Genomic DNA, 26,986 nt, shown 5'->3' with positions numbered 1-26,986 from the left:
CCCCTCACCGTAAGCCCCTCCCGCCGCCTAAGGGGTACCGGACGCGGTCGTCGCGACGCCGCCGTCCACCGGGATGACGGCGCCCGTGAGGTAGGACCCGGCCCGGCCGGCGAGAAACACGGCGATACCCGCCATGTCGTCGTCGCGACCGATCCGGCGCAGAGGGGTCGCCGCCGCGATCGTGTCGCCGATGGCATCGAGCGTGGACGCCATCATCCGCGACGGGAACACTCCCGGTGCCACCGCGTTCACCGTGACGTGCTGTGGGCCCAGTTCCCTGGCGAGCACTCTGGTGAGTTGATGCAGTGCCGCTTTGCTGCCGGCGTACGAGTAGTTGGGCGCCTGGGCGACGTGGATGGCGGCGATACTGCCGATGTTGATGATCCGCGCGGGATCATCGGCGGTGGCCGCCCTGCGAAGAGCGGGGAGCAGCGCCTGCACCAGCCGGAACGGCGCCTTGAGGTTGAGGTCGATCACCGCGTCCCAGCCCTCGTCCGGGAATGTCGCCAGTGGCTCGCGCCACATCGCTCCCGCGTTGTTGACAAGAATGTCCAGGCATTCCGAGTCGGCCATGACAAGGTCGGCAAGGCGCTGACACTCGTCGCGCCTGGACAGGTCGGCGGGAATTGCTCGAACGTCGCCGAATTCGGACAGGAGATGTTGTGCCTCCGCGCACGCGTCCGCCTTGCGTGAGCTGATGACGACGCGGGCGCCCGCCTGGAGAAGGCCGCGCGCGATCATCATCCCGATGCCCTTGGTACCGCCCGTGACGAGAGCGTACTTCCCACTCAGATCGAAAAGTTCTCGATGAGTGGTGAATCGGTTGTCCGCCATTGGTCTCCGTCCATTCCGTCGTGGAAAAATGCGCCGACGCGATCGCGCATCGGGGGCACCCGAATCGAACTGTCGGGGGCAAACCCGCAGTGCGTACCCATGGAGTGTTGTCGGCGCTTTCGACTCGACCAGGCTGACAGGCGTTCGGGACGTCTGGGAGATCCTGATGACACAGGTACCGTGAGAGCCCCCCTTGCCGGTGGTTCGCGGAGCCACGGGTCGAGACCGAGTCGGAGGAAGCGCTGCGATGCACGAGCCGGGGGACGCCGCCGTGGTGGTGGAAGGCGGAAGTTCGGGCGAGGGGTCGCACCGGCCCTCGGAGGAGGCGTCGCGCGAGTTCGTCGAGGACATCGTCGTCGTCCACGAGGGCGGCGGCGTGGTGCACTTCCTGTTGATCACGTACGCCCCCGGCGATTCGGGCAATGCCGCGGGGTACGTCTTCCGGCGCCCCGTCGGCAGCGACGAGCCGGCCGCGAACATCCTGGCGACCAACGACACGCTCCGCGAACTGTGGTGCTCGCCGCAGGGGCATGTGTGGGCGACGAGCAGCACCGGTCTGGTCTGGACGAGCGCACCCGTTGCCTGGACGGACACCATGCCGCCGGACCTGGAGTTCGATGCGCCCGAAGGCGGGGTGACCTGGCGCCACACCGCGCTGCCCGCGCAGGCGCACAACGACGGTCGGCCGAACCCCGCGGCCGTGTGGGGGACTTCGGACGACGATGTCCACATCGCCACCTTCGGCGGCGTGCTCTACCACTGGAACGGCGCCGACTGGTCGCAGTTCCACTCCGGGATCGGCGCACCGATCGGCGCCGTCCGCGGTCGCGCGGCGAACGACGTCTACGCCGCCGGCCACAACGGCACCCTGCTGCACTTCGACGGCACCGCTTGGACGCGGATCGCCGATCCGGACGGCCCCGACACGACCGACCTGCTTACGGGCATCGCCTTCGACGCCGGCGGCGACGTGTACGTCACCGGCAGATCGCGCGGCGGGCGCATACTCCGCGGATCCGCGCGACGCGGCTTCACGGTGGCCGCACGCGACCGGGTCGCCGCCCTCGGCGCGGCGTTCGTCGAGGGACGGTTGTTCTGTGCCGCGGGGAAGGGCGGCGTGGTGGAACTGACCGCCCAGGGCCCGAAGACGCTGCGCGACGACATCGCCGCCTGGTCGATCGCCGAGGGCGAGGGCCGCGTCTACGTGACGGAGACACCGGGAGAGGCCGCGTACTCCGAACTCGACCTCGCCACCGGGCAATGGCACCGCCGCTACTACTGACCACCGTCCCGTGCGGCACGAGCATGTCGGGACCGCCGGGCAGGTGGGACGCACCGGCGTTCGACGCCGTGCCCGCCGGGGTCGGCGTACCACGCCCGGTCCGGGTCGGGCGTACTCCTCCTCGGTGGTTCGCTCGCAACATTGGCCGGCGGTTCACTCAGTGGATCCGACGCTGTCCGGACCTTCCCCGGCCGTGTCACGCTCGGAACTGCTCGCGGTGCGTGCCGAACCACATACGCACCGCGAGCAAGGCATCCGAAAGCGAAAGGAACTCCCGTGAGATTTCCATCGTTTCGCCGTGACGCGACCGCCTCGCGGCGTAGCGCGTGCACGTTACCCCGCCTGGCGGGCCTGGCGGTCGCCGTCGGGTTGATCGCCGGGTTCCAGCCGGCCGTGGCGGCGTCGGCCGCGACCTCGGCCGATCCCGTCACCGTCGCGGTTCCCGCCGGCCCGAACTCGGCGGCGACCACCAAGGCCGCCGCGGCCCTGGGTGTACCGGGCGGCGGGGTCGCCCTCGCGAAGCAGGCGGACAACGTCCTCACCGCCGTGTTCATCGACACCGACGGCGCCCTCAACGTCGCGTGGGAGGTGAACAACGGCGCCTGGAACGCACCCGTCAGGATCAGCGACACGGTGGGCGTACCAGGTGGCGGGGTCGCCCTGTCGAGGCAAAACGCCGGCAAGTTCACCGCCGCGTTCATCGACAAGTGGGGCAGGCTGAACGTGGCCTGGCTCGAGAACGGCAAACCCTGGAGCGCACCCCAGCCCATCAGCGACCCGATCGCCAAGCCGGGCGGATCCGTCGCCCTGGCCCAGCACTTCGACCGCGAACTGACCGCCGCCTTCGTCGACACCCAAGGCGCGCTCCGCATCTCCACGGCCGTGGGCAACGACTGGTGGACCTACCCGACCGCGATCAGCGGCTCGGTCGGCGTCTCGGGTTCCCCGGTCGCGCTGGCCCGCTTCGGCAACTCGATGTACGCCGGGATCATCGACACCTCCGGAAGGCTCGACATCGCCTTCCAGTCGTACTTCGGTGCGGCGTGGACCTCGCCGTTCGGGGTCGGCAACCCGGTGACCGTCCCGGGCGGGGGCGTGGCCCTCGCGCAGCAGAACGACAACACGTTGACGGCCTCGATCCCCGGGTACGGATCGACCTGGGTGGCGTGGATCAACAACGGTGGCCGCTGGAACGGGCCCGTCGACATCGGCGGGTGGGGCGCCGCGCCCGGCGCCGGAGTCGCGATGTCCAAGCAGACCGGTGACATCCTGGTCTCGGTCGCCGTCGACCGATGGGGTGTCTTCACCGTCGCCTGGGTCGTGGACGGGGCCGCCTGGCACTCGCCCGTCCAGGTCGGTGGCGTCCTGGCCCCGAACGGCGCCCGCGTCGCGGTGGCCAAACAGGACAACACCATCCTCACCGCGGCGTTCCTCGGCAACGACGGCAAGCTGAACGTCTCCTGGGTCGAGGACACCGGCGGTTGGCGAGGACCCGTACCGATCAACTGACCATCGACCTCGCACCGTGACGCGAACCGTCATACGACAGCCGAGCCCCCGACGACGCAACGCCTGTCGTCGGGGGCTCGGTGCCTGCCTACCCCCGGTCGGGCCAGCTTCGCATCGCCAGTTCCGCGACCCGTTCCAGTCTTTCGCGGGGGACGCCGTCGACGGCCTGGGTGGACATGCCCTGGACGACGGCCGCGTAGTAGGTGGCGAGGTCGTCCGGGTCGGTGTCGGCGGGCAGACGGCCGGCCGCCACGTCGGCGGCGATCCTGCGGCGGAACGCCGCCTTGGACGCCTCGCGCAGCGCGCGTAGTTCGGCCTTGACCTCCTCGGCCGCCGCGGTGCAGTTCACCGCCGCCGTGATCACCATGCAGCCGGGCGGGTGGCCGGGCTCGGTGTAGGCCTCGGCCAGCGCGTACAACATGCGCTCCATCCCCCGGCGGGCGTCCGGCTCGGCGTCGAGCACCCGGCCGGCGACCGCGCCGTAGGTGACGCCGTAGCGCTGGATCGCCTCGCTGAACAGGGTGCGCTTGTCGCCGAAGGCCGCGTACAGGCTGGGCGGCTTGATGCCCATCGCGGTGGTCAGCCCGGACACCGAGGTCGCCTCGTAGCCGTGCTGCCAGAACTCGATGACCGCGCGATCCAGCGCGGCTTCGCGGTCGAAGCCACGCGGACGGCCTTGGGTACCGGACATGCGGACCATTCTATAGCGCTCGCTATGGAAGGGGGAATCTCTGCTACGGTGAGATCTGTAGCGATCGCTACGAAACTCGTTCGCGCATCTTCTCCGGGGAGCTTTCATGTCCATCGCCACCGCCGGCACCACCACCACGGCTCGCGCCGCCGCCCTGCCCGTGCCGACCTACGCCCGTACCGTGCGGGGCTCGGGCCCCGGCCTGCTGCTCGCACACGGCGCCGGTGGCGGTGTGGCCGCCAACTACGGGCCGATCCTGGACGGGCTCGCGGCCGAACATCGCGTGGTCGGCGTCGACTTCCCCGGCTCGGGCGAGACGCCGCGCTCGACCGGGCCGCTCGACCTGGACGAACTCGCCGACCAGCTGGTCGCCGCCGGTGTCGCCGAGGGCCTGGAGACCTTCGCGGTGTCCGGCTACTCGCTCGGCGGCGCGGTCGCCGTCCGGGCCGCGACCCGGCACCCCGAGCGGGTCACCTCGCTGATCCTGACCTCGGCCTTCGCGCACGCCGACGCCCGCCTCCGGTTGGCCGCGCGGGTCTGGCGCGGGCTGTACGAGTCGGGCGACCGGGCCACGTTCGCCGCCTTCCTGACCCCGTTCGCGCTCGGCCCGGCCGCCCTCGACACGCTCTCCCCCGAGGACTTGGCGGGCGTACTGCGGATGACGGCGGACACCCCACCGCTCGGGACGCCCGAGCACACCGAACTGGTCGAGCGTGTCGACGTGCGCGCCGACCTGGCCACCATCGAGGTCCCGACGCTGGTGGTGTCCACCACCGGCGACCGCCTCGTCGAGCCGAACCATCACCGCGCCGTCGCGGCCGGCCTGCGCAACGTCCGCGTGGTCGAACTCGACTCGGGCCACCTGCCGTTCGCGGAGCGTCCGGCGCAGTGGCTGGCGGCGATCGTCGGCTTCCTGGGCAACGTCGAGGGCGACGAGGCTCGATAGCGGGCGGCGGCTTCGGGTTCCGGACGCTTTCACGCCTCCGGGAACGGCGCGGCCCACTCCTCGTCCGGCAGCCGCAGCGCGTTGGCCACATAGGCGATCGTGCGGTACCAGCCGGCCAGGACCAGCACCTCCACGATCTGCCGATCCTCGAACCGGGCCCGGAGTTCGGCCCAGGTGCCGTCGGTGAGGTCGGCACCGTCGTGCAACTCGTCGACCACGCGCACCAGGATCGCCTGGCGCGGTGTCCAGGCCGCCTCGTCGTCGACGACGGTGGCCCGGAGCTGACGCGAAGTCAGGCCGACCCGCTCCGCGAACACCTCGGCGTGCACGCCCCATTCGTACGAACAGCCGGCCCGGGCGCACACCCGCTGCACCACGGTCTCCCGCTCGACGGCGGGCAACGTACCGTGCCCGAGCAGCCCCGAACCGAGCACCCGCATCCGCGAGGCCAGGTCGGGGTGATGCTCCAGAACCCGGAACAGGGCGAGGGGTTCACGGTCTCCGGCGGCGCCCATCCAGCGAGCCAGGGACGCTTCGGTCTCGGGGGCGTAGGGCGGGGACAACGGCGTGATCCGCGACATGGGCGTGCTCCTTTATCGGCCGGGACGGCCGCTCTGGTGCTTCGCTTTCGAAAGCACTATGCTGCTTTCGAAAGCGAAGCGCAAGGAGGCGGCCGTGGACCGGCACGACGAGGCGGGCATCCCACGTCCCGGAAGCCCGGTACGCGGGTCGACCACGGGCCGGGCTCCGATGGCCGCGCTCGACCTGCTCGGCCGGCGCTGGATCCTGCGCCTGATCTGGGAGTTGAGCCGGGAACCGGCCGGTTTCCGCGCCCTGCAACGCCGGTGCGACGACATGTCCTCCAGCGTGCTCAACAACCGCCTGCGCGAATTGGTGGAGGCCCGGATCGCCGCCCAGGACCCGGCCGGCCGCTACACCCTCACCGCCACCGGCACCCGACTCGTCACCGCCCTGGACCCGCTGCTGGAGTGGTCGACGGAGTGGGCGAGCGAACTGGACAAGGACAAAGACAGGGACAAGGACTGACGCGCATCACCACCCGCCCTCGAAGAAGGCCGCGAGCGCCGGCTTCGGGTCGGCCGTGGTGCCCACGTTCGCCATCACCACCACGAGCACGACCAGCACCGACGCCACCGCGAGCACCCCGAACCACCCCAGCAGGCGCCGGGTGCGCCGATCGGCGGCCTCGGTCGCGGCGAACCGCCGCCACACCACCACGGCGAGCCCGATCAGCACGACCGCCACGAGCCCGGCCACCACGGCCAGCGCCGCGTGGTAGCGGGCGAAGTCGTCGATCATCAGGTCGAGGGCGGGTGGGGTGCGCTCGCCCTTGCCCGAGGCGGCGTCCAGCGCTTCTCGCACCTGACGGAGTGTGTCGCCCGTTTCGCCCTCGGCCGCGCCGCTCGGCAGCAGCGTCAACAGCGACGAGAACGGCGCCACCGCACCCTGGATGTTGGCCATCACCGTCGCCAACGCGCCCGCCCCGAGCATCGTGACGAACACGCCCGCCGACACGAGGCCGGCCCGGCGTCCCGTACCGAGATCGCGTGCCCGCAGGAACGCCCGCCACACGAGCATGCCGAGCGCGACGACCACGACCAACAGGATCGCGGCGATCACCGCCTTGACGACGTGGAATCGGAACCAGTAGTCGACCGCTCGGTCCATGCCCGGGGTGAAGTCCCGCCGACCGGCGCGCCAGTATTCGACGAACGCCGTGCGAAAGGACGCGGCGAGGTTGTCCTGATCGACGGAGCCGTCGCCGGCGATGTGCTCGGCCAGGAGGGGCGGGACGACGAACAGGGCGGCGATCAGGGCCACTACGGCGCCGACGAGGAGGGCGAGCGGGCGCGCGGGGATGCCCGCGAATCGCGACGGGACCGCGGGACGCTGCCGCCGCCGGCCCGGGAGGTGAGGCGTTGCTGTCATGCCGACCACGCTTCCGCAGCGGCGCCGCGCGGTCACCGGAGCAGGCCGGACACCCGGGAGTAGGGCAGGCCACACCCCCGGGACGAATCGGGCGCGGCGGTCGAGGCGTCGCCCCGGACTCAGCCCTTGAGATACGTGAGTACGGCGAGCACCCGGCGATGGCGGGCGTCGTCGTCGGCCGGCAGGCCGAGTTTGGCGAAGATGTTGCCGATGTGCTTCTCCACCGCGCTGGCGGAGATCACCAGCCGCCGGGCGAGCGCCGTGTTCGAGCAGCCTTCGGCCATCAGCGCCAGGATCTCGCGTTCGCGGGCGGTCAGCGCGCTCACGCCGCCGTCCCGCCTACGCGCGGCCAGCAGTTGGGCGACGACCTGCGGATCGAGCACCGTGGCGCCGTGCGCGACCCGGTCCAGCGCGTCGAGGAATTCCTCGACCCTGGCCACCCGGTCCTTGAGGAGGTAGCCGACCGAACCCGAACCGTCCGCGAGCAGGTCGCCCGCGTAGGACGCCTCCACGTACTGACTGAGCATCAGCATCGGTGCGCCGGGCACGTACGAGCGGGCGCTGATCGCCGCGCGCAGGCCCTCGTCGGTGTGCGTCGGTGGCATCCGTACGTCGACGATCGACACGTCCGGTCGGTGTTCGAGCACCGCCGCGACCAGGGCGGGCCCGTCGCCGACCGCGGCCACCACCCGGTGACCGTCCTCGACGAGCAGGCGGACCAGGCCCTCGCGCAGCAGTACCGAGTCGTCGGCCACCACGATCCGCAGCGGGCGGCGCTCGGCACGGTCCGGCGCCTGGTCCGACGCCTGGCCCGGCGCCGTGTCCGGGGTCAGTCGCATGGCAGTACGGCGGTGATCGTCGTCGGGCCGCCGGCCGGGCTGTCCACCCGCAACCGCCCGCCGACGGCGAGCAACCGCTCCGCCAGGCCGCGCAGTCCGTGTCCCTTGGCCAGGGCCGCGCCGCCGATGCCGTCGTCGGTCACCCACACGGTCAAGTCGCCCCCGTCGTGCCGTAGTCCGAGTACGCACCGGTGTGCATGGCTGTGTTTGGCCACGTTGGTCAGGGCCTCGGCCACGACGAAATACGCGGCCGTCTCGACACCGGCGTCGAGTCGCCGGTGCGGCGCCACGATGTCCAGGTCGGCCGGGACCGTGGACAGCGCGGCCAAGGCGGCGAGCGCGTCGGGCAGGCCGCGGTCGACCAGGATCGGCGGGGCGATGCCGCGCGAGAGGGCGCGCAGCTCGTCCAGCGCCTCCTGGGCGTGGGCCATCGCGTCGGCGAGGGCCGCGCGGGCGGTCTCCGGCCTGCGGTCGAGATGGTGCTCGGCCCGGCCCAGTTCCATGGCCAGGCGGACCAAGCGCTGCTGCGGGCCGTCGTGAATGTCCCGTTCGAGCCGGCGCAGCGCGCTCGCCTCGGCCGTGACGGCGGCGACGGTCTGTGCGCGGGCGGTGTCGCGTTCCTGTTCGAGGCCGCGGATGCGGCGGTGCAGTGCGGAGGCGTCGGAGAGCAGCGCCTGACCCAGGCCGGTCTGGGCGGTGGTGAAGGCGCGGGTGACCAGCGGCAGGGTGCACAGGAGCAGCAGGCCGACCGTGGTCCCGAAGGCGACCCGATCGACCGGCGAGAGCAAACCGAGGCTCACGGTGACGTGCGATTGCTCGCCGCCGGCGTTCAGGGACAACGGCCGCAGCGGCTCGGACGCCGCGTACTCGTAGCGCAGCGCACAGGTGACACAGGCCACCCCGACGAACCACCACAGCGCGGTCACCAGCGCCGTGACCAGGGTGACCGGGAACAGCACCACGGCATGGGCGGCATCAAGCCACGGCCCGGGGCCGGCACTGGGCCCGGCGCCGGCGCCGGACGGGCTCGCCGCCGGCTCGGCACGCGCGACCCCGGCGCCGACGGCCCGCACCTTGGCGATCCGCCACCGCTCCAGATCGGCACACCACCGCGCGGGCGCGAGCGCACGAGCCACAAGCGGCGCGCCACCGGGCAGCACCAGCCCGAGCGCCGCGAAGAACACCCCGCCCAGCACCGCGACCACTCCAACGGCGGCGAACACCGGCGCGGTCAACAGGTACACCGACTGCACAAACGTGCGCCGCCCCACCCGCGAAAGCGCCCCGACGCCCGGCCACGATCGACCCCGGACAACGGCGGAGAGCGATTTGGTCATGCCCCAAAGCTAATGCAGCGCCGCGCCGATCCTTCGGGGTTCATGCGGGATGGCAGCGATGCAGAGACCGGCCTCGGTGCCTGTTCATCGCCCGTCTCGCCGTCCTCACTCGGTCGCGATCGTGTCGTCGTTGCCGGGACTTGATCATGCCTGTGGCCCGATCATGGGGTCATGACGGGTTGGCGAAAGGCGTGTCTGGTGGTCCTGGCGGTCGTCGGTGTGGCGGCGGCGGTGGGGCTGGTCGTGTTGGTGGTGGTCGCCGATCTCGACACGGCGGCCGCGGCGGGCAGCGTGGTGGGGGCGGTGGCGGGTGCCGCGTCGACCTGGGTGGCGGTGGCGGCGTTGCTGGACTCCGGGTCGACGACGGTCCATGCGGACGGGGGGTCGAACGCGGCGGGCCGGGACATGCACAACCCCACCGCCCGTGACACCGGGGCGGGCTCCGGACCGCCTCCGGCTCCGGGGCCGGGGGTGTCCGCGTCGAACGGGTCGAACGCGGCGGGCCGGGACATGAACGATCCGAGCGCGCACCGCGGCCCGTGACATGGTGGCGCCGCCGCAAGCGGCCCTCCGGAACCGACACTCCCACCGCGACGCCGGGCGTCTCGGCGACGGCGGGGTCCAACGCGGCCGGGCGCGACCTGGTCAACCCGGTGGCGATCCACGCCGAGTACGCGCTGCCCCCACAGGCGTATGCGCCGATCCCCGAAGACGCCGCCCTCCCGGGGGTGTCGAACACTCCCCGCACCGTGCTGTTCGTCGGCCGCACCGGCGAACTCGACGCGCTGGAGACGGCGTTCACCCGGACCGGTGAGGTCGTCGTGCACGCGGTGCACGGGCTGGGCGGGGTCGGCAAGTCCGCGCTCGCCGCCCACTGGGCCGCGACCCGGGACGAGCAGGTGCGATGGTGGATCACCGCCGACGACACGACCAAAGTCGACGCGGGACTGGCCGCGCTCGCGCGGGCCCTGCACCCCGGACTGGGCACGCTGCCCGCCGAGTTGCAGACCCAACGCGCCCTCGCGTGGCTGGCCGGCCACGACGACTGGCTGCTCGTCCTGGACAACGTCGAGGACCCCACCCACATCGAACCGCTGCTCGACCGCGTCGCCGCACGGGGCCGGATCCTGATCACCACCCGCCGCGCGACCGGCTGGCACCACCACGCCACCACCATCCGCCTGGACGTCCTCGAACCGGACGACGCCCTCGCCCTGTTCACCCGCATCCTCACCCACCAGGGACCACGCGAGAGCGCCGGCGCCGACGCGGTCTGCGCGGAACTCGGACACCTGGCGCTGGCCGTGGAACAAGCCGCCGCGTACTGCGCCGAAACCGGCACCGGCCCACGCGCCTACCTAGACATGCTCGCCGCCTGGCCCGCCGAGATGTTCGCCGCCACCACCGCGGGCGGCGACTCCGAACGCACCATCGCAAGGATCTGGCACCTGACCCTCGACCGCCTGACCGACACACCCCTCGCCGGAGAACTGCTACGAATCCTGGCCTGGTACGCCCCCGACAACCTCCCCCGCGCCCTCCTCGACACCCTCGCCGCGCCGCCCCGACTCACCGCCGCGATCGGCCGGCTCGCCGCCTACAGCATGATCACCGACAACCGGGACGGCACCCTGTCCGTCCACCGCCTCGTCCAGACCCACGCCCGCACCCCCGACCCCGACGACCCCCTCCGCCGACCCGACGACATCGCACGCGCCCGCGACCGTGCCGCCGAACTCCTCGCCGCCGCCTGGCCCGGTGACGTCGAACACCCCGCGAACTGGCCCACCTGCCGGGCCCTCCTCCCCCACACCGACGCCCTCACCCACCACCACACCCCCGAGCACGACACCACCCACACCGCCCGCGCCCTCGACCGCGCCGCCGGCTACCGACTGGGACAAGGCGCACTCGCCCCCGCCATCCACGGCTCCCAACGCGCCCTGACCGCCCGCGAGCGGGTGTCGGGCGCCGAGCAACCCGACACACTCGCCTCCCGCAACAACCTCGCTGGGGCATACGAATTGGCGGGGGATCTGGGGCGGGCGATCCCGTTGTACGAACGCACCCTGACCGAAAGCGAACGGACGCTCGGCCCCGATCATCCGTTGTCGGGACTGGTGCGGGCCAAACTTGAACGCGCTCGGTCCACATAGCTGCTGCGAACCCGGGGTCGAAGACGACGGCACAACTCCCCGGACCACCAAATTGGTCATATCGGGTTATATGACGTACTACGGCAGATTCGGGAGAACAGGGCCGATGAAGGCGTGCGCGTCCTGGGCCACCCGCGGCGAGGCCGACCACGCCAGTGCGCCGCCGGCCATGATGAACCTCGCCGACGTGCAGGACGCGGATCTCATCGCGGATGTGATCGAGCGCTCGTCCGAGCCCGAGGTCTCGGCTGCGGCGTCGATGGCGGCGCAGCGGCCGTTCGAACTCGCCGAGGTGCCCGATCGCGGCGCGCAGAGTACGGCGCCACGCTGATCCGGGTTCAGCCCAGCACCGCACTGGTGCCGCGCCGCGCCCAGGCCCCGGATGCCGCCCGTTCCAGGTAGACCAGTGCCGTCACCGTCGTATGGGCCGGCCCGAATCCGTGCTCCGCGCATTCGCGGTCCATCCAGTCGTCACACCGAAACCGGGCCCGCTTCTCCAGCGAACAAAACGCCACCTCCCACGCGGACGACAGCCGATCCACCAGCAACAACCCCCGCTCGGCGCCGGCATCGGTCCCGGGCGAGCGAGGGCACAGCGCGGTCCGCGCGCCGGCGGGGTGGTTGATGGAGTCGTACTCCCGCCCGATCCGCCCCAGATCCGACACCCGCACGACCACCACACTCGGCCGCGCGTCGTCCCCGACGCTCTCCACGAGGAACACCTCCACCGCGAACTCGGCCGACCCCGAGTGCCGCACGGCGTTGGTGGCCAGTTCGGTGACGATGAGCCGGATGTCGTACGAGATCGCCTCCGGCACCTCGGCCTTCACCAACGCCCGCCCCACGACGCGGCGGGCCTCACCGACGCTGCGCTCGGTGGCGGGGTAGGCCCGGCGCGACTGGGCGGTGAGCAGACGTGTGGGGACAACGGTCGTCATGGTCCGGCTCCCGAGCTTCGGCGATCAGTGCTCGTGACGGTAGAAAACCGACATGCCCGGAACCAGACATGCTGCGCGCCGGTTTCGGTGGGGCCGGCGCCGAGCCACCGCGTTACGCGGTAGTCATCCGGTTACACCGAGGTGATCGGCCAATTCACGCATGTCGGTGGTCAGGGTGCGCTTGTGCTTTTTCAGGATCAGTCGGACCACGTCTCGGGCCAGGCTCTGGTGACGAACCCATTCCGGCGCGGCCTGCAGGACGGTCCGCATCTCGGTCATCGCCTCGCCGTACTCGCCGACGTGCGCCTGCGCCAGGGCAATATCCAGGCGGTGTCGGTTCTGCGTGTTCGGGCTCGGAGGCGGACCGGTGATCGGCTTCGGGGTGTGCTCGACGCCCCAGAGCAGTCCGCGGTGGTCGCCGACGACCGCGAAGTCCTCAAGGGTTTTCAGGTGGGCCGTGACCGGGCCGAACGATCCCCAGTGCACGCTGCGGTCGGTGTGCTCGACGCCGACGGCGGTCGCCGCAGTGCCGGCCATGCGGCGGGCCTCCCGGGCGACATCGGGGTTGTTGTTGCGCACGGCCGCCGCGGCGACTCGCTGGAGCAGTTCGCCCCACACCGCGATCTCGCCCGCAGTGGCCCTCGACAGGCGCGGCTCGATGCCGTCGGCCGTCTCCGCCGCCAGGTGTTCGCACTCGTCGAAGCGACCCTGGCGCAGCAGCAGCCAGCACAGACCCCCCCACACCGGTGGCCGCGAGGTGTGCCCGACCCATGGCCCGGGCATCGCGGATGCTCTCCGAGAACGCGTGGTAGGCGAGGTCGTATTGGCGAACCTGGGTAAGGTACTTCCCGGCCGCGTGCAGCGCCGCCACCCGCACCTCGCCGACGCCCTCGGGGCCCTCGGCGGAGGGCACCGCCCGCAGGATCGCGGGGAGTTCGTCCGCCATCGACTCGTACCGGTCGGCCTGATACAGCTCGTGGGCCCGATCGATCCGGGCCCGAGTGGCGGCAAGGCGCTGCGGGGTGAGTTCGGCGGAGTCGGCGCGGTCGACCAGGCCGACCGGTGGCGTGAGCGCTTGGCGCAGCGCGATCAGCTGGATGCGGGAGCCCACTTCGTCGCGCACGGGTTTGGGCACCGACGGCGCGAAGAGCGCCGACGTGGGCAGATCCAGCGCTCGCGCGAGCACGTGCAGCGTGGCGATCCGAACGTCGCCGCCCTGTTCGACCTTGGCGACCGTCGACACGCCCAGGCCCGCCGCCTCCGCCGGTTGCTCCTGGCTGAGCCCGGCCACCCGTCGATACCGCCGGACGTTGTCCCCGAGTCCGCTCACCGCGTACCTCTCACCCTGGGAGGTGGCACTCACCCATGCCGACCCAAGCTAGCGCGGCAACGGCCCGTTCGGGATCGGGAAAGCGCGGCGGCCACCCGGTGGGCGTCAGTCGAGGTTGTGGAGCACGACGTCGCTGATTCGGCCCGCCTCGGCCGTGAGGGTCATGTATGTGTGATGCGGTTGGCGGCGGCGGTCGGTCGGCGAGCCCGGATTGAGCAGGCGCAGACCCGTGTCCGTGACCGTGTCCCACGGGATGTGGCTGTGTCCGAACACGAGGACGTCCGTGTCGGGATACCGCGCCGCGCACCGGCGTTCGCGGCCCTCGGCCGGGCCCGTCTCGTGGACGACGGCAAGGCGGACGCCGGCGAGTTCGACCCGGGCCACCTCCGGTAGCCGCGCCCGCAGGTCCGCGCCGTCGTTGTTGCCGTAGACCCCGACCACCCGATGCGAGGACGCCTCGAACAGGTCGAGCACATCGGCGTCGACCCAATCCCCCGCGTGGATCACCACATCGGCGACCGCCGCCTCGATCAGCACCTGCTCCGGAACGGCCTTGGCACGACGGGCGACATGGGTGTCGGACACCAGCAGAACGCGCATGCCCACCACGGTACGACTCCGACGCCGCGTCCGGGACGAACCGACCCTCGTCCGGTCAGGAAGCCGCTTCCGGTCGAGGGGCCGGCTTCGGGGCCCGCCAGGCGGGATTCCTGCGGATGCCGACCTGTTCCAGTTCGAGCGTGTCGCCGGTTTCGGTACGGAGTTCGACGTGGACCGGCACGCCCGTTTCGTGGTCGACGTAGTGCAGCGGCGCCGTGCCGTCCTGGAGGTGCCGGTCGCCCCACTGCATCAGGGCCACGATCACCGGGAACAGTTCGCGGCCCATGTCGGTGAGCACGTATTCGTCGCGCGTACGACCGCCGTCCTCCCGATACGGGCGCTTGGCGAGCAGGCCGGCCTCGGTCAGGCGCCGCAACTGCTGGGCAGCGGCGCGGTCGGTGATCCCGATGCGGTCGGCGAAGCCGCTGAACCGGGTCGTGCCGTAGCAGGCCTCGCGCAGGATCAGCAGCGCGGAGCGGGTTCCGACCACCTCCAGCGCCTTGACCAGCGAGCAGTGATCGGTCTTCCACGCGCCGAGATCGGCGAGCGCACCCTCCATGACAACCGGCATGAGCCCATCGTACCCACCCCGACTATCACCTTGTATAGCCAGACTCGGGCTACCTATACTCCAGGAAAGCCAGCCCTCGCCGCGCACTCCCGAGCGGACGGCGCAGCGCTGCGCTGCCCTCGACCGGACCATCCGACCCGCATCACAGGGGGATCCCCATGGCCTCCCAGGCCACGCAAGCCGCGCCGGACGCCGACAAACAGCGGCAAGTCCCCGGTGGACCAACGGCCATCACGTTCGTCGTGTGTTCCGCGGCGTTCATGGCGATGCTCGACGTGTTCGTGGTCAATGTCGCCTTCACCGACATCGGCGCCGAATTCGGTGCACCTCTCGCGGACCTGAGCTGGGTCCTCAACGCCTACGCCATCGTCTACGCGGCGCTGCTGATCCCGGCCGGCCGGCTCGCCGACCGGTACGGCCGCAAACCGGCATTCCTCGCCGGACTGGCCCTGTTCACCGTGGCGAGCGCCGCCTGTTCCGCCGCCCCCCAGTTGTGGTGGCTGGTGTTCTTCCGCGGGCTCCAGGCGGTCGGCGCGGCGGTACTGACCCCGGCGAGCCTCGGGCTCCTGCTCACCGCGCTGCCGCCGGACCGCCGGGCCAAGGCGGTCGGAATCTGGGCCACCACCAGCTCGTTCGCGGCGGCGGTCGGTCCCGTCGTCGGCGGCGGCCTGGTGGAGCTGTCCTGGCGGTGGGTGTTCCTGATCAACATCCCCGTCGGCGTGGCGGCGTTCGTGGCAGCCCGCCGGGTGCTCCCCGACCTGCGCGAGACCTCGGCCGTACGCATGCCGGACCCGCTCGGCACGGCCGCGCTGATCGTCGCCTTCGGCGCGCTGTCCCTGGGCCTGGTCAAGGGCCAGGGCTGGGCGTGGACCGGCGCGGCGACCATCGGTACCTTCGCCGTCGCGGCCGTCGGTATCGCGATCTTCGTCGGGCGGATCCTCACCCACCCGGAACCGGCCGTGGATCCGGCCCTGTTCCGCACCTCGACGTTCGTGTGGGCCAACATCACGGTGTTGACGTTCTGTACGGCCTTCGGCGCGGTCTTCCCGTCCGTGGTGTTGTGGCTGGAGGGTCCCGGCGGCTACTCGACCCTGGTCACCGGCCTGGCCATCGCGCCGGGCCCGCTGATGGTGCCGCTGTTCGCGGTCGTCGGCCGACGGCTGGCCGCCCGGGTGCCGATCGGCGTGCTGGTGGCGGCGGGCAACGTGCTGTTCGCCTGCGGCGCCCTGTTGTTGGCCGCCGGCGCGTCCGCCGATCCCCGGTACGTGACGCAGATCCTGCCGGGATGGCTGGTCATCGGCGTCGGTATCGGCCTGGCCATGCCCCTCATGCTCTCCCGCGCCACCGCCCGGCTGCCCGGCGACCAGGCCGCCACCGGCAGTGCCGTGGTCAACGCCGGCCGCCAACTCGGGTACGTGCTCGGCGTCGCCATCCTGGTCGCCGTCCTCGGCACGACCGGCACCGCACCCGATCCGACCGACGCCTTCCGACACGCCTGGTGGTTCATCGCCGCCACCGCCGCCGGCTCCGCCGTCACCGCCCTCGGCATCACCGGCCGCACCCGGAGCTGATCACCGTGACCGTCATGACCCCCGTAGTCCCCGTACCCCTCGCCGACACCGTGCACCTGCGCCCGTGGCGCTCGGACGATGTCGACGAACTCGGGCGAGCCGGCGCGCACTTCTCGCGGAACGCACTCGCCGCGCGATTCGGCGCCGCGAGTACCACGATCCCCGACTGGTATCGGGCCCACATCATCCAGGCCCGGGCACACGGCAGGTGGAATGCGTGTGTGGCCCACAGCGGGGGCCGCATCGTGGGCTGGGCGGAGTACGGACTCGACGACGAGCCCGGTCACGCCGACATCGCCGCCCTGGTCGGCGACCGGTACCAGGGGCACGGCCTCGGCACCCGGTTGGTCGGGCAGGTCGCGTCCCTGGCCAAGGCGGCCGGGGTACGCGTCCTGCACGCCCAGATCCGGGTCGACAACCGGGGCGCGCGCAAGGCGCTGTACGCGGCGTTTCCGAACCTGCGCTACACGGAACTGCAGGACGGCCAGTGGCACTTCGCCGTGGACCTGGCGCACGTCGTGGATCTGGCGCACGCCGTCGACCTGTTGCACGCCTCGAACCGGCCGGGCCCGATCAGCCCCGCTCAGCGACCGCCCTCCTCGCCCCGCACCTGATGCGGGCCGACCGCCCCCGCGACGGCCGACCCGGTCGGTGGCTTGATCCCGTTGGTGGTGCCGGTCGTCGGCCGTCCCGTGCCGGGTGGCTTGACGCCGTTGGTGCGCCCGGTCGGTGTACTGCCGTGCGCCGACCGGGTGTTGCCCTCGGGCCGGTCGCCGTGGCGTCGGGGCGGCTCCGTCGATTCGTTGGGCTCCCCCGAATCCCGGAAGTCCGTGGCCGATCGCCCCAGTTCCCCGTTGTCCCCGTTCATGTTCGTTCGCTCTCCTCGATTCCCGCGAACCGTGCGATCGCTCGGGCCCTGTCTTCCGAGCGACCGCCCCCCGATCCGGTTGATTCCTGGCCTCGCGGGTGTTGTCGGAAATAGCCGAGTGACAACACACCACATAGTCAGATACGTACCGGGGCCTCGAACGGTTCGGCGTTCGCGGGACGAGATTTGCGCGGACGGGATGTGCGATCCGACGCGTCAGGTCGTCGGCGTCACCTTCGCCAGACCCGCCGGAGCATCCGGATTCGCCCCTCGGCGCAGGGCGAACGTGCGGGCCAGATTCTGCAGATGCACGGTGGTGGCGATGGCCCGGGCGGCTTCCGTACGCAGGCCGCCGAGTTCGGGGGCCACCGTCGCGTGCGGGATGCCGTCGGCGACCAGGCGCTCGCGCAGTTGGGCGATGTCGGACGCGGTGGGGCCGCCCAGATCGATCAGCAGGACCGGAACGCGGGCGCCCAGTGCGGCGATCGGGCCGTGCAGCAGGTCGGCGACCGAGATGCCCTCGGCGAATACGCCGGAGGTCTCGCGGATCTTGAGCGCCCCCTCCAACGCCACCGCGCCGCCGAGGCCCCGGCCGGCCACGACCAGGCGGTCGTGGTGCGCCCAGTCGGCGGCCAGCCTCTCGCACGCGCCGGCGTCGGCCAGCACCCGGCGTACCGCGTCGGGGAGTTCGGCCAGGTCGGCGAGATCGGCGACGGTCGGCGGCAGCGGGCCGAGGGCGAGCGCGATGCCGACCACGGCCAGGAGTTGGGCGGTGACGGTCTTGGTCGCCGGGACCGCGATCTCGGTGCCGGCGTCGGTGGCGACCAGGACGTCGGCCTCGGCGGCGAGCAGGCTGTCCGCCTCGTTGGTGATCGCCACGACCCTGGCGCCCTGTTCGCGCGCAGCCCGGACCGCCGTGACGATCTCGGGGGTGCGGCCCGACTGGCTCAGCGCGGTGACCAGGTAGCCGGAGTAGTCGGTGCGCGCGCCGTAGCGGGTCACCAGGCTCGGCGCGGCCAGGCCCGCCGGGCGACCGGACGCCGGCTCGTACAGGTAGCGGCCGAACACGGCGGCGTTGTCCGAGGATCCGCGCGCGATCAGCGTCGACCCGAGCAGCGGTGTGGGCAGCGCGGCCCGAACGGCCTCGCCGAGTTCGGGCAGGCGGGCGACCAACCGGCCCAGCACGTCGGGCTGTTCGGCCATCTCGGCGGCCATCACGGCCCCGGGGACGGTGGGGTGGTCGGTGGTCGGCGTGCCGGGGGTTGCGGGGGTCATGGCGTTGGTCCCTTCGGTCGGCTTCGCTTCGGTCGGCTGTGCTTGGGTCGGCCTTGCTTCGGTCGGCTTCGCTTGGGTCGGCCTTGCTTCGGTCGGCTTCGCTTGGGTCCGCGCTGGGTCGATCGGTTCGGGAAGGGCGGTTCGGGGGGTCGGGCTCATCGCGTGACCAGCGCCCACTTCGGGCGTTCGCCGCGGGCGATGTCCCAGGCCAGGGCGGCGGCGCCACGCAGCGCGCCGTCGTGGATGTGCCGCGCCGCGACGATCACCTCGTCCGGGGCGGCGGCGCCGGGCGCGTACTTGGCGACGAAGCCGCGCAGTACGTCGAGGACCCGGTCGGCCGCGGCCATCAACCCGCCGCCGAGGGCGATCCGGGTCGGGTCCAGGGCCAGGTACAGGTTGAGCACATGGCCCGCGAGCACGTCGAGCGCCTGGTCGGCGACCGCGCGCAGCCGGGGATCGGCGGAGGTCAGGATCGCCGCCGCGTCGGGGGCCGGGCCGGTGCCGCCGAGCGCGTACAGGGCCTGCGTGCGGGCCAGCAACGAACCGCCGCCGATCAGCGATTCCAGGTCCGGCTCGTCCGGGCGGCCGGGCGCCAACGCGTAGCCGATCTCGCCGGCCACGCCCCGCGCGCCGCCCACGACCCGGCCGCCGACGGTGAGCGCGGCGGCCACGCCCGTACCCAGATTGACGAACAACCCCGGATCGGCGTCGACGAGCGCACCGGAGCGCACCTCGGCCAGCCCCGCCGCCTTGACGTCGTTGGCCACCACCACCGGCAGCGCCCCGAACGCCTCCCGGGCCCGGCCCAGGACGTCCACCCGCTCGATGCCGGGCAGGTTCGGCGACAACTCCACCCCGGCCGCGGTCACCGTCCCCGGACACACCAGGCCCACGGCCACCACCTCGTGCCGCCCGCCCCGAGTCGCCGCCGCGACCTGATCCCGGGCCGCCCCGAGCAGCCGATCGAACGCGCGCCCCATGTCCTCACCGGGAACGCGCGTGGGCACCCGCCGTCCGGCCGACATCACCCCGGCGGCATCGATCGTGGCCATCGCGGTCTTGGTGCCGCCGATGTCCAGCGCGACTATCGCACGCGCACCACGTGTCACGACGCGTCCTCCACGACCCGCGCCTCCGCGTCGTACCTGCTCCCCCACACCGGCGCACCCCCGGCCGTGTGCAGCCCGGCGACCGCCTGGGTGCGCCCTCGCGTGACGAACGCCTGCGGCCGGAAGCACATCACCACCGTGTCGCCCGGATGGATGTCCAGACGCCGGGCGTCGCGCAGCACCGTGTAGTAGTGGATCGCCCCATCGGGGGCGGTATCCACGCGCGCCACCCGTTCGGTCGCGGTCGCCGCGTCCCGGCCGACCAGGGCGGTGAGTCGGAAGTCGCCGAGGACCTTGTCGATGTAGTGCCCGGCGGCGAACGCGTACGCGTCGTCCCCGTCCACGTGCGAGACCTCGGTCACGTACACGATCGCCGGCTGCTCGGGGGCGTCCTCGGAGAACACGTGCAGCGGCGTGGTCCCGTGGATCGCGTTGCCCGGCTCGACGTGCGTGGCCCCGGCGTCGGCGGCGATGGCCAGCGAGCGGGCCGAGGTGGTGCCGGGTGCGTTGACCTGGCGGATGTCGAACCCGGCGGCGCGCAGGCGGTCGGCGGCCGTGACCAGCGTGGTCAGGTTCGGGGTGGCGGCGATCCGCCGGTTGTCCGGGTCGGCGAGCAGGGCCGGGAACGTGGTGACGCCGTGTACCGCGACGCCCTCGATGGCATGCACCGCCCGTGCGGCGGCCTCCACGTCGGCGGCCGGGAAGCCGCCGCCGTGGCCGAAGTAGAACCGGTCCCCCTCGCCGTGCACCCGCAGCAGCACCGACACGGGCGGGCCGCCCCGACGCAGCGCCGCCGCACCGATGCGGCGCGCGGCGTCGAGCGAGAACACGGTGACCACCTCGGGGTCGGCGCCGACCACGAAGTCCTCGCTGCCCCGGTGCGGTTGCACGAGGTGCCCGATGTGGCCGACCGGGAGTCCGTGACGCACCGCCGCCGAGACGCAGGCGGTGTCCACCGCGACGACGGGACCGAGGCCGGCCTCGATCGCGGTGCGGGTCACGTCGGGGTTGCGCCCGTACTGCTTGGCCATCACGTAGGTGGACAACCCACGCGCCCGGGCCGCGTCGGCGATGGCGGCGGCGTTGCGGGCCACCGTGTCCAGGTCCACCACGTAGGTGTTGGCGAGCAGTTCGCCGGCCTGATGGGCCGTCACGACGGCGTCGATCAGGGGGCGGTTGTGGGCGAGCAGTCGGTCCAGGAACATCGGGTCTCCTTGGCGCGGGCGGGCGCGGGCGGGATGCGGGCAGCTGAGCGGTGTACGGATCAGGTCCGGCCGGTCGACACCGGCACCACCCCCGTCGACGCGGTCCGGGACGACCCGGTCGAGGCGTCGGTCGCGCTCGACGTGTCGTCACCCGGTTCGTCCTCGAACACCCGTCCCATCGCGGCCAATACCTCCGGTCGCGAGCGGTGTGCCCACACCAGATACGCGGCGCCGAGCACCATCCAGCCGACGATCACGTACGGCACGAGGTTGTTCGGATGATCCGGCACCGGCCACAGCTGGCCGTAGATCGGCAACAGCATCAGCAGCACCGTCGCGCCCGGCAGGATCCCGTGCCGCAACAGAGCGAACTCGCCCCGGTGTTCGCGCAGGTAGAACCGGATCACCGCGATGCTCATCAGGATGTAGATGATCACCATGCCGAGTCCGAGAATGGTGCCGGCGAACCCGTACACGCCCAGCGGACCGAGGTCGCCGCCGAAGCCGCTGCCCAGGGCCAGCGCGAACACGAGGGAGAAGCCCAAGTACGCGGTGATCGCCGACTGCGGCACGTGGCGCTCGTTGGTGCGGCCGAGGAAGCGCGGCAACACCCCCTCGCGGCCCATCGAGAACAACACCCGCACGGCCGCGTTCGAGCCGGAGACGACGTTGGCGAACTGGCTGACGATCACGGTCAGCGCGAGGATCCAGGTGACGCCCCAGTAGCGGTCGACCAGCGTGGTCAGCGGCGCGGCGTCGCCGGCCAGGTCCGAGCCGTGCGCGGAGCCGAAGCCGATCGAGGTCGAGTAGGCCATCAGTACGTAGAAGGTGCCGATCACCGCGACGGCCGTGAACAGCGCGAGCGGGATGCTGCGCTTGGCGCCGCGCGCCTCCTCGCCGAGGGTGGCAACCGACTCGAAGCCGATGAACATCAGGATGCCCCAGAGCATGCCGGTACCCAGGCCGCTGAACCCGTCGATGGAGTCGGCCGGGTTGAACGGCGCCACCGACAGGCCCGAGTCGCCGCCGTCGCCGAGGATCACCCCGGCCAGGCCGAGCAGTACGCCGACCTCCAGGACCAGGAAGATCAGCGCGGTCTTGGCCGAACTGGACACCCCGAGCGAGTTGACGCCCCACACCACGGCGGCGAACGCCAACGACATCACCTGCCACGGCACGTGGATGTCGAACTGGCTGTCCAGGAAGTCGTGGCTGTACCCGCCGAGCGCGGCGAACAACATCGGCCCGACCATGCCGTAGGTGAGCAGCAGCAGCCACCCGGACAGGAAGCCGCCGGACTTGCCGAACCCGTGGCTGTTGTAGGTGTAGGCGAACCCGGCCGCCGGGAGCTTGCGGGCGAACGCGGCGATGGTGTTGGCCACCAGGAGGCTGGCGACCATGGCCAGCACGATGGCGAGCGGCAGCGCGTACCCGGCGCCGGCCGCGGCGGGCGGCGTGTTGAACGCGACGCTGGTGGCGGGGCCCATGAAGGCCATACACATGGCGACGGCGCCGAACACCGACAGCGTGTTGCGGCGGAGCGACCCGCCTTTCGGGTTCGGGCTCGCGGGCGGCGAGGGCAGTGCGGTGGACATGGGTGGTACTCCAGGCGGTTCGGTGGGGCGGGACGGGCCCCGGAGGTGCGGGGAGGGTGGGGACGCGCGCCTGTGGGGTGGGGGTCGGGCTCAGTGCGCCCGTGGCGTCAGCAATGCCGCGAAGTCGAGGTCGGCTCGGACCGCCGCCGCCGCGTCGGGCGCGACATCGAAGCGCACGCGCAATGCGGTCAGGCCGCGCGACACCGCGCCCAACGCGCCTGCCAGGTCGGCCAGTTCGGAATGCACCAGCTCGGGGCAGGCGGGCAATCGTCGGCGTACCCGCTCGCGTAGCCGGGTGGTCATCGCGGCGTCGATGGAGGCGGAGACCCGGCCGCCGAGGACGACCAGTTCGGGCTCGTATGCGATGGTGACCGCGGTCAGCGCGATGCCGAGGGCGCGCTCGAAGCGTTCGACCACGGCTCGGGCGGCCGGCGCGGTATCGGTGAAGACGTCGGCGGCGGTGGCCACGTCGAGGCCGGCCTCGCGGGCGGCACGCATCAGGCCCTCGGCGCCGACCAGTTCCTCCACGGTGTGGTCGTCGGAGTCGACGGGTAGGAAGCCGAACTCGCCGACCAGGCCGGTCGGTCCGCCCCGGATGTGCCGATCCACGGCCACACCCGCGCCGAAGCCCGCACCGACCGTGAACATCACGGCAGTGTCGGCGGTGCGCGCGGCGCCGTGCCGGAGTTCGCCCTCCAGGGCGAGGTCGGCGTCGTTGCCGAACGCGACGGTGCCCTCCAGGGCGCGGCGCAGCCGGCGGGTGAACAGGTCGCCCTCGATCTGCGGGAGGTTGGTCGCGCCGCGTACCTCCAGCCCATCGGCCGCGACCGCTCCGGGCAGACCTATCACGCCCGCGCGCAGCACATCGGGCGCGGCGCCGGGCCGGGTGGTGTCGGCCCCGGCGGCGGGCCCGGCGGTGGCGTACAGCGCGCGGACCCGCTCGGCGAGCCAGTCCGCGAGGTGATCGGCGGCGAGGTGTCGGGGCGTGGGCTCCTCGTGGTAGCGCGGCGAGCGGCCGAGCAGGTCGGTGGCCAGGAACCGGCAGGTGGTTCCGCCGAGGTCGACGCCGACCGCGACACCGCGTTCCGCGGCGACCTCGATCACCACGCCCTGGCGACCCCGCCGGCCGGTCTGGAGCACGGCGCCCTCACGGACGAGGCCCTCGTCCAGCAGCCCTTCGACCACCCGGGACACGGTGGCGGCGCTGAGCCCGGTCTGCTGGGTGAGGCCCGCGCGACTGTGCTGCCCACCGGCCAGCAGCACCGCGAGCAGGCTGGAACGGTTGGCCCATCGGGCATCCGCCGTCTCCGCCATGTTCACCTCTCAGAGTGAAAATATTTCAGAGTGAGAGAAAATTAAGCCCGGAGAAGGGAGGTGTCAAGGGTCCATCAAGACGGCCCCAAATCAGGACAACAGTGAGCATGCACCCGACAACTCCCCGCACCCACCGCGGACCGCGGGGGCGCGCGTCAGCCGGGTCCGTCCGCGGATGCGGTGAGTCGGCTCGGGCGCCGGGCCTCCGCCGTGATCCCAGCATCGATCTCCGCCGCCGTCCGGGGGCCGGCACCGCCGAACGCGTAAAAGGCGAGACCGAGTTCTCCGAGCGCCACGGGGAGCAGTTCGTGCACGTCACGAACCGCCTCGGCGCGCGTACAGGCAGCCGGGATCCGCAGGCCGGGGCTGTCGAGCCCCGCGACGAGCGCGACACAGGCCGCGTCGACGACGTCGATCCCGAGATCTCGCCGCGCTCCGGAGCGCCACGCGCCCATGCTTCGCTCGACGGGGCGCCCCCGTCGAGCCGATTGCGTCGACACGGAACCTACGGCTGGAAGGTGTACCCCCGGCTCTGGCCCCACCGCACCGCCGCGGCGGCGATGGCGTGGCTGAAGCGGTAGTCGTCGGTCAGGGTCTTCAGGGTCTCGGTCACGCCGTCGGTCAGGACGTCGCCGGCCTGCCACCTGGCCAGCAGTTCACAGGCGGCGGTCAGGGTGCGGGCGTCCCAGGATCCGGAGCGCGAGTGCACCATCAGCGACTCGCCGACCAGGTGCGGATCCTCGAAGGTCGAGAGCAGGAACGGGGACGCGGCCGGCACCGCCCCGCGCCGGAAGACGGCGGGCAGCGGGGTCCCCTGCGGGAGCCAGTACACGGTGCCGATGATCTCCCAGCGGCCGTGCCGACCCCGGCAGGCCGGGAGGTCGCCGGCCACCCACGAATCGTGTGCGCCGGTATCGAGCACGGTCGTCCCGTCCGCGCCCCGGACCGTGCCGTCGACCACGGGCCATGCCTCCCAGTACCGCGCCACCGAACTGCGCGTGTCGTCGATCGCCCCGTCGTCGCGGTTCACCCGCTCGGTGCGGTCGATGCGCTGGACGATGTACCCGGTCGCGCCCACGGGCGGCACCCAGCGGAAGCTGCGATCGAAGGCGCCGAACTCGTTCGAGGTGTCCACGGAGTTCACCGTCCCGAGAGCGAAGGCCGGCTCGTCCTCATCGTCATCGTCGTCGGCGGGCAGGAGCTTCGTGTGGGCCTCGGCTTCGAGTCGTTCGCGCTCGGCGGCAGTCATCGACAGACCACCGGCGCCGACGCCGGTGGTCGTGGGTGCAGGTGCCGGGGGCGTCCCGGGCTTGGCCGACTCCTTGCCCTTCTTCTCCTTCTCCTCACGCGTCGTGCTCTCGCGCAGGGCGACCACGCGGCCGGATACGTCCCGCAGTTCGGCGTTCCCGCACGCCAGGCAGTAGCTGCTGCACCTCTCGTGCACGAAGACGTCCCGACAGGTCGGGCATTCGAACACCGAGCGATACTCCTCGTCGGAGTCCTCGACGAAGCGGCGCTCGCAGGAGTAACAGGTGCTGGAAGCGGTGAGTGGCATCGCCGATCCTTCCGCGCGTCCCCGAGCAGCCGAACGGATGCTCCTGGCCGGAACCTACTCGCGCCGACCCTCCCGGAGGGTCGGATTTGCCCGATTGCCCCAAGAAGTTTCGGGGACGTGGCGAATAGCCGGGTGGTTGGGCAACCCGCTTACGCAGCAGGGGAGTTGCCCGCCCCCGAGGCACCGAGCGGGCAGCCGAAGCATGTCTTCGGTCGGCCTTGCCGAGCGCACCTCGGGTCGAGCCGCCACTGCGGCCCTTGGGCCGGCCTTCGCGAACGGGACGCCGATCGCACGGCGCGGGCGGGCCTTCGGGCGGATCACGGGAGGGGCCTGCGGTCGGTTGCGCGCGTCCTCGCCGGCGGGCGGACTGCGGGAGCGGGTCTTTGGTTGCGTTCTGCGCGTTGGACTCTCGGCGCGTTGCGGGCTCGGGCCTGGGGCGGGCTGCGCGTGTGGGGCTTCGGTCGGGCCACGTGGGCAGAGATTTGGTTGGACTTCGCGGGTGGGGCGCCGGTCGGATGCGGGCCTGCGGGGGGCTGCGGGAGTGGGTTTTTTGGATGCGTTTTGCGGGTGGGTCTTCCCGTGTGTTGCGGGGCTGGGCTTCGGGCGGGGTGCGTGTGTGGGATTCGGTGGGCTTTCGTGATGGGGCTTCGGGCGGCCTCTGGGGGCACGCGCTCGATTGGGTTCGGCGGGTGGGGTCGGTTGCGCTTTGTGGGCGGGGCGGCCGGGCCCCGGCCGGTCGGCCGGGCACGAGCGCGCCCCGAGCGGTGGGTGGTGGGCCGGGGTTCGCTCGGGGCGGGTGGCGGCGGGCGCGGGGTCGGGCGGCTGCGGCGTCAGCCTTGTTGCCGGCCCGTCTCGAGGTAGATCCGCAGGTGGTCGAGGCCGCGTTCGAGGATGTCGCCGACGGCGAGGTCGGTGTCCGCGCCGGCTGCCCGGTGTCGGGTCAGGGCGTCCACCGACAACGCCTCGCCGCCTTTCTTGCCGCCGAACTGGGCCGAGTCGTGGACGCGCTCGCCCTCGACCGCGCCCGGGTCGAGCGGATCCCGGCCGTCCTCGACCATGACGGTGACGATGCTGTCGATGTCGCTGGGGCCGTCCTGGACGATGACGATGCCGGTGTACGGCGTACCGCGCACGGCCCACTCGATACGGGTGCCGGGGCCGTCCCGGTCCAAGTCGACCTCGGCCGCGACGGATTGCGCGGCCTCACCGGCGGTCACCACGACCGCGTGGGCCGAGGTGGTCCGGACGGCGGTCACCGGCGGGAAGTATTCGGGGAGCCTGTCGGTATCCGACAAGACCATGTACGCCTGGTCGGTGGAGGCTGCGACCTGCACGGAACGCGTGTGAAGAACCATGCGCGTACTGCTATCCGTTCGACGGGCGTTCCATTCGCGATCACGGCGGCGCGGGCGCCGGGAGGCAGGGGCTCGGGCGGCGACACAACCGGACGCGGCCGCCGCGATCCGGCTCGGCATCCGGGGTTGGGCAGACGTCCCGCCGAGACGCGTCGC

Annotated in this window: 28 protein-coding genes and 1 pseudogene; 9 read left to right on the top strand and 20 right to left on the bottom strand. The window is 72.1% G+C overall.

The features are described 5' to 3' along the window. Window positions 1-27 precede the first annotated feature (27 nt). Window positions 28-834 carry an SDR family oxidoreductase gene (locus ACFXKZ_RS29335; RefSeq protein ID WP_380004069.1) on the bottom strand — a complete coding sequence of 269 codons (807 nt, stop codon included), beginning with the start codon at window positions 832-834 and terminating at the stop codon, window positions 28-30. A gap of 247 nt (window positions 835-1,081) precedes the next feature. Between ACFXKZ_RS29335 and ACFXKZ_RS29330 the strand changes: the two genes are divergently transcribed. Together ACFXKZ_RS29330 and ACFXKZ_RS29325 are read left to right on the top strand one after the other, a co-directional pair. After that, window positions 1,082-2,116: a WD40/YVTN/BNR-like repeat-containing protein gene (locus ACFXKZ_RS29330; protein ID WP_380004068.1), complete on the top strand. Its 1,035-nt coding sequence runs from the start codon at window positions 1,082-1,084 to the stop codon at window positions 2,114-2,116. 276 nt (window positions 2,117-2,392) lie between these two features. Beyond that, on the top strand, window positions 2,393-3,625 hold the full coding sequence (locus tag ACFXKZ_RS29325) for a hypothetical protein (RefSeq protein WP_380004067.1): 1,233 nt from the start codon (window positions 2,393-2,395) through the stop codon (window positions 3,623-3,625). An 88-nt stretch (window positions 3,626-3,713) separates the two neighbouring features. On the opposite strand, the gene ACFXKZ_RS29320 is transcribed toward ACFXKZ_RS29325, so the two are convergent. Continuing rightward, a complete protein-coding gene (locus tag ACFXKZ_RS29320) occupies window positions 3,714-4,316 on the bottom strand; it encodes a TetR/AcrR family transcriptional regulator (RefSeq protein WP_380004065.1) in 603 nt (200 codons plus the stop codon). A gap of 106 nt (window positions 4,317-4,422) precedes the next feature. Here ACFXKZ_RS29320 and ACFXKZ_RS29315 point away from each other — a divergent pair, with 106 nt between their 5' ends. Further along, the gene (locus tag ACFXKZ_RS29315; protein ID WP_380004064.1) at window positions 4,423-5,262 is read left to right on the top strand and encodes an alpha/beta fold hydrolase; all 840 of its coding nucleotides are present in this window, start codon (window positions 4,423-4,425) and stop codon (window positions 5,260-5,262) included. 29 nt (window positions 5,263-5,291) lie between these two features. On the opposite strand, the gene ACFXKZ_RS29310 is transcribed toward ACFXKZ_RS29315, so the two are convergent. Beyond that, on the bottom strand, window positions 5,292-5,843 hold the full coding sequence (locus ACFXKZ_RS29310) for a carboxymuconolactone decarboxylase family protein (RefSeq protein ID WP_380004063.1): 552 nt from the start codon (window positions 5,841-5,843) through the stop codon (window positions 5,292-5,294). Window positions 5,844-6,012: 169 nt separating this feature from the next. Here ACFXKZ_RS29310 and ACFXKZ_RS29305 point away from each other — a divergent pair, with 169 nt between their 5' ends. Next, on the top strand, window positions 6,013-6,309 hold the full coding sequence (locus tag ACFXKZ_RS29305; RefSeq protein WP_380004402.1) for a winged helix-turn-helix transcriptional regulator: 297 nt from the start codon (window positions 6,013-6,015) through the stop codon (window positions 6,307-6,309). 6 nt (window positions 6,310-6,315) lie between these two features. Here ACFXKZ_RS29305 and ACFXKZ_RS29300 read toward each other — a convergent pair whose 3' ends face one another. The 3 genes from ACFXKZ_RS29300 to ACFXKZ_RS29290 form a co-directional block, all read right to left on the bottom strand. Beyond that, complete coding sequence (locus ACFXKZ_RS29300; RefSeq protein ID WP_380004061.1) at window positions 6,316-7,212, bottom strand: hypothetical protein; 897 nt, start codon at window positions 7,210-7,212, stop codon at window positions 6,316-6,318. A 119-nt stretch (window positions 7,213-7,331) separates the two neighbouring features. Further along, window positions 7,332-7,979 carry a LuxR C-terminal-related transcriptional regulator gene (locus tag ACFXKZ_RS29295; protein WP_380004400.1) on the bottom strand — a complete coding sequence of 216 codons (648 nt, stop codon included), beginning with the start codon at window positions 7,977-7,979 and terminating at the stop codon, window positions 7,332-7,334. A 62-nt stretch (window positions 7,980-8,041) separates the two neighbouring features. Next, window positions 8,042-9,388, bottom strand: coding sequence for a sensor domain-containing protein (locus tag ACFXKZ_RS29290; protein ID WP_380004060.1), 1,347 nt, complete (start codon window positions 9,386-9,388; stop codon window positions 8,042-8,044). Between the two features lie 171 nt (window positions 9,389-9,559). Here ACFXKZ_RS29290 and ACFXKZ_RS29285 point away from each other — a divergent pair, with 171 nt between their 5' ends. From ACFXKZ_RS29285 to ACFXKZ_RS29275, 3 genes are all read left to right on the top strand, one after another. After that, window positions 9,560-9,931 (top strand): hypothetical protein, encoded by a 372-nt coding sequence (locus tag ACFXKZ_RS29285; protein ID WP_380004059.1) that lies wholly within the window; start codon window positions 9,560-9,562, stop codon window positions 9,929-9,931. Beyond that, window positions 9,928-11,544: a tetratricopeptide repeat protein gene (locus tag ACFXKZ_RS29280; RefSeq protein WP_380004058.1), complete on the top strand. Its 1,617-nt coding sequence runs from the start codon at window positions 9,928-9,930 to the stop codon at window positions 11,542-11,544. Before ACFXKZ_RS29285 ends, ACFXKZ_RS29280 begins: the two co-directional genes overlap by 4 nt. A 106-nt stretch (window positions 11,545-11,650) precedes the next feature. Further along, complete coding sequence (locus ACFXKZ_RS29275) at window positions 11,651-11,875, top strand: hypothetical protein (protein ID WP_380004057.1); 225 nt, start codon at window positions 11,651-11,653, stop codon at window positions 11,873-11,875. Window positions 11,876-11,882: 7 nt separating this feature from the next. Here the strand turns inward: ACFXKZ_RS29275 and ACFXKZ_RS29270 are convergent, their stop codons facing one another. From ACFXKZ_RS29270 to ACFXKZ_RS29250, 5 genes and pseudogenes are all read right to left on the bottom strand, one after another. Next, a complete protein-coding gene (locus ACFXKZ_RS29270; protein ID WP_380004056.1) occupies window positions 11,883-12,482 on the bottom strand; it encodes an ATP-binding protein in 600 nt (199 codons plus the stop codon). A 123-nt stretch (window positions 12,483-12,605) separates the two neighbouring features. Next, window positions 12,606-13,265, bottom strand: coding sequence for a hypothetical protein (locus tag ACFXKZ_RS29265; protein ID WP_380004419.1), 660 nt, complete (start codon window positions 13,263-13,265; stop codon window positions 12,606-12,608). A 430-nt stretch (window positions 13,266-13,695) separates the two neighbouring features. Further along, a pseudogene (locus ACFXKZ_RS29260) lies at window positions 13,696-13,773 on the bottom strand (hypothetical protein); the annotation flags it as partial. A 144-nt stretch (window positions 13,774-13,917) separates the two neighbouring features. Next, complete coding sequence (locus tag ACFXKZ_RS29255; RefSeq protein ID WP_380004055.1) at window positions 13,918-14,412, bottom strand: metallophosphoesterase family protein; 495 nt, start codon at window positions 14,410-14,412, stop codon at window positions 13,918-13,920. A 55-nt stretch (window positions 14,413-14,467) separates the two neighbouring features. Beyond that, window positions 14,468-14,983: a winged helix-turn-helix transcriptional regulator gene (locus ACFXKZ_RS29250; RefSeq protein ID WP_380004054.1), complete on the bottom strand. Its 516-nt coding sequence runs from the start codon at window positions 14,981-14,983 to the stop codon at window positions 14,468-14,470. 158 nt (window positions 14,984-15,141) lie between these two features. Between ACFXKZ_RS29250 and ACFXKZ_RS29245 the strand changes: the two genes are divergently transcribed. Both ACFXKZ_RS29245 and ACFXKZ_RS29240 read left to right on the top strand, forming a co-directional pair. Next, window positions 15,142-16,554 carry an MFS transporter gene (locus ACFXKZ_RS29245; protein WP_380004053.1) on the top strand — a complete coding sequence of 471 codons (1,413 nt, stop codon included), beginning with the start codon at window positions 15,142-15,144 and terminating at the stop codon, window positions 16,552-16,554. A gap of 14 nt (window positions 16,555-16,568) precedes the next feature. Next, window positions 16,569-17,168, top strand: a complete 600-nt coding sequence (locus ACFXKZ_RS29240) for a GNAT family N-acetyltransferase (protein WP_380004052.1) — start codon at window positions 16,569-16,571, stop codon at window positions 17,166-17,168. Here ACFXKZ_RS29240 and ACFXKZ_RS29235 read toward each other — a convergent pair. The 9 genes from ACFXKZ_RS29235 to ACFXKZ_RS29195 form a co-directional block, all read right to left on the bottom strand. Continuing rightward, window positions 17,138-17,422: a hypothetical protein gene (locus ACFXKZ_RS29235; protein WP_380004051.1), complete on the bottom strand. Its 285-nt coding sequence runs from the start codon at window positions 17,420-17,422 to the stop codon at window positions 17,138-17,140. The two genes, ACFXKZ_RS29240 and ACFXKZ_RS29235, sit on opposite strands and share 31 nt — an antisense overlap. Before the next feature lie 216 nt (window positions 17,423-17,638). Beyond that, window positions 17,639-18,697, bottom strand: coding sequence for an SIS domain-containing protein (locus ACFXKZ_RS29230; RefSeq protein WP_380004050.1), 1,059 nt, complete (start codon window positions 18,695-18,697; stop codon window positions 17,639-17,641). 155 nt (window positions 18,698-18,852) lie between these two features. After that, complete coding sequence (locus tag ACFXKZ_RS29225; protein WP_380004049.1) at window positions 18,853-19,806, bottom strand: ROK family protein; 954 nt, start codon at window positions 19,804-19,806, stop codon at window positions 18,853-18,855. Then, window positions 19,803-21,011 carry an alanine racemase gene (locus ACFXKZ_RS29220; protein ID WP_380004048.1) on the bottom strand — a complete coding sequence of 403 codons (1,209 nt, stop codon included), beginning with the start codon at window positions 21,009-21,011 and terminating at the stop codon, window positions 19,803-19,805. Before ACFXKZ_RS29220 ends, ACFXKZ_RS29225 begins: the two co-directional genes overlap by 4 nt. A 59-nt stretch (window positions 21,012-21,070) precedes the next feature. After that, entirely contained in the window at window positions 21,071-22,606 is a 1,536-nt protein-coding gene (locus ACFXKZ_RS29215) for an APC family permease (RefSeq protein ID WP_380004047.1), read from the bottom strand. Between the two features lie 90 nt (window positions 22,607-22,696). Then, window positions 22,697-23,920 carry an ROK family transcriptional regulator gene (locus tag ACFXKZ_RS29210; RefSeq protein WP_380004398.1) on the bottom strand — a complete coding sequence of 408 codons (1,224 nt, stop codon included), beginning with the start codon at window positions 23,918-23,920 and terminating at the stop codon, window positions 22,697-22,699. A gap of 155 nt (window positions 23,921-24,075) precedes the next feature. After that, on the bottom strand, window positions 24,076-24,375 hold the full coding sequence (locus tag ACFXKZ_RS29205) for a hypothetical protein (RefSeq protein WP_380004046.1): 300 nt from the start codon (window positions 24,373-24,375) through the stop codon (window positions 24,076-24,078). 50 nt (window positions 24,376-24,425) lie between these two features. Then, window positions 24,426-25,475, bottom strand: a complete 1,050-nt coding sequence (locus ACFXKZ_RS29200; protein ID WP_380004045.1) for a hypothetical protein — start codon at window positions 25,473-25,475, stop codon at window positions 24,426-24,428. Window positions 25,476-26,305: 830 nt separating this feature from the next. After that, window positions 26,306-26,830 (bottom strand): SRPBCC family protein, encoded by a 525-nt coding sequence (locus ACFXKZ_RS29195; protein ID WP_380004044.1) that lies wholly within the window; start codon window positions 26,828-26,830, stop codon window positions 26,306-26,308. Window positions 26,831-26,986 lie beyond the last annotated feature (156 nt).

The organism is Embleya sp. NPDC059237 (assembly GCF_042754105.1).
Taxonomy (GTDB): domain Bacteria; phylum Actinomycetota; class Actinomycetes; order Streptomycetales; family Streptomycetaceae; genus Embleya.
The sequence above is the reverse complement of the archived record's forward strand: the minus strand, read 5'-3'. Positions and strand labels throughout refer to the sequence as shown.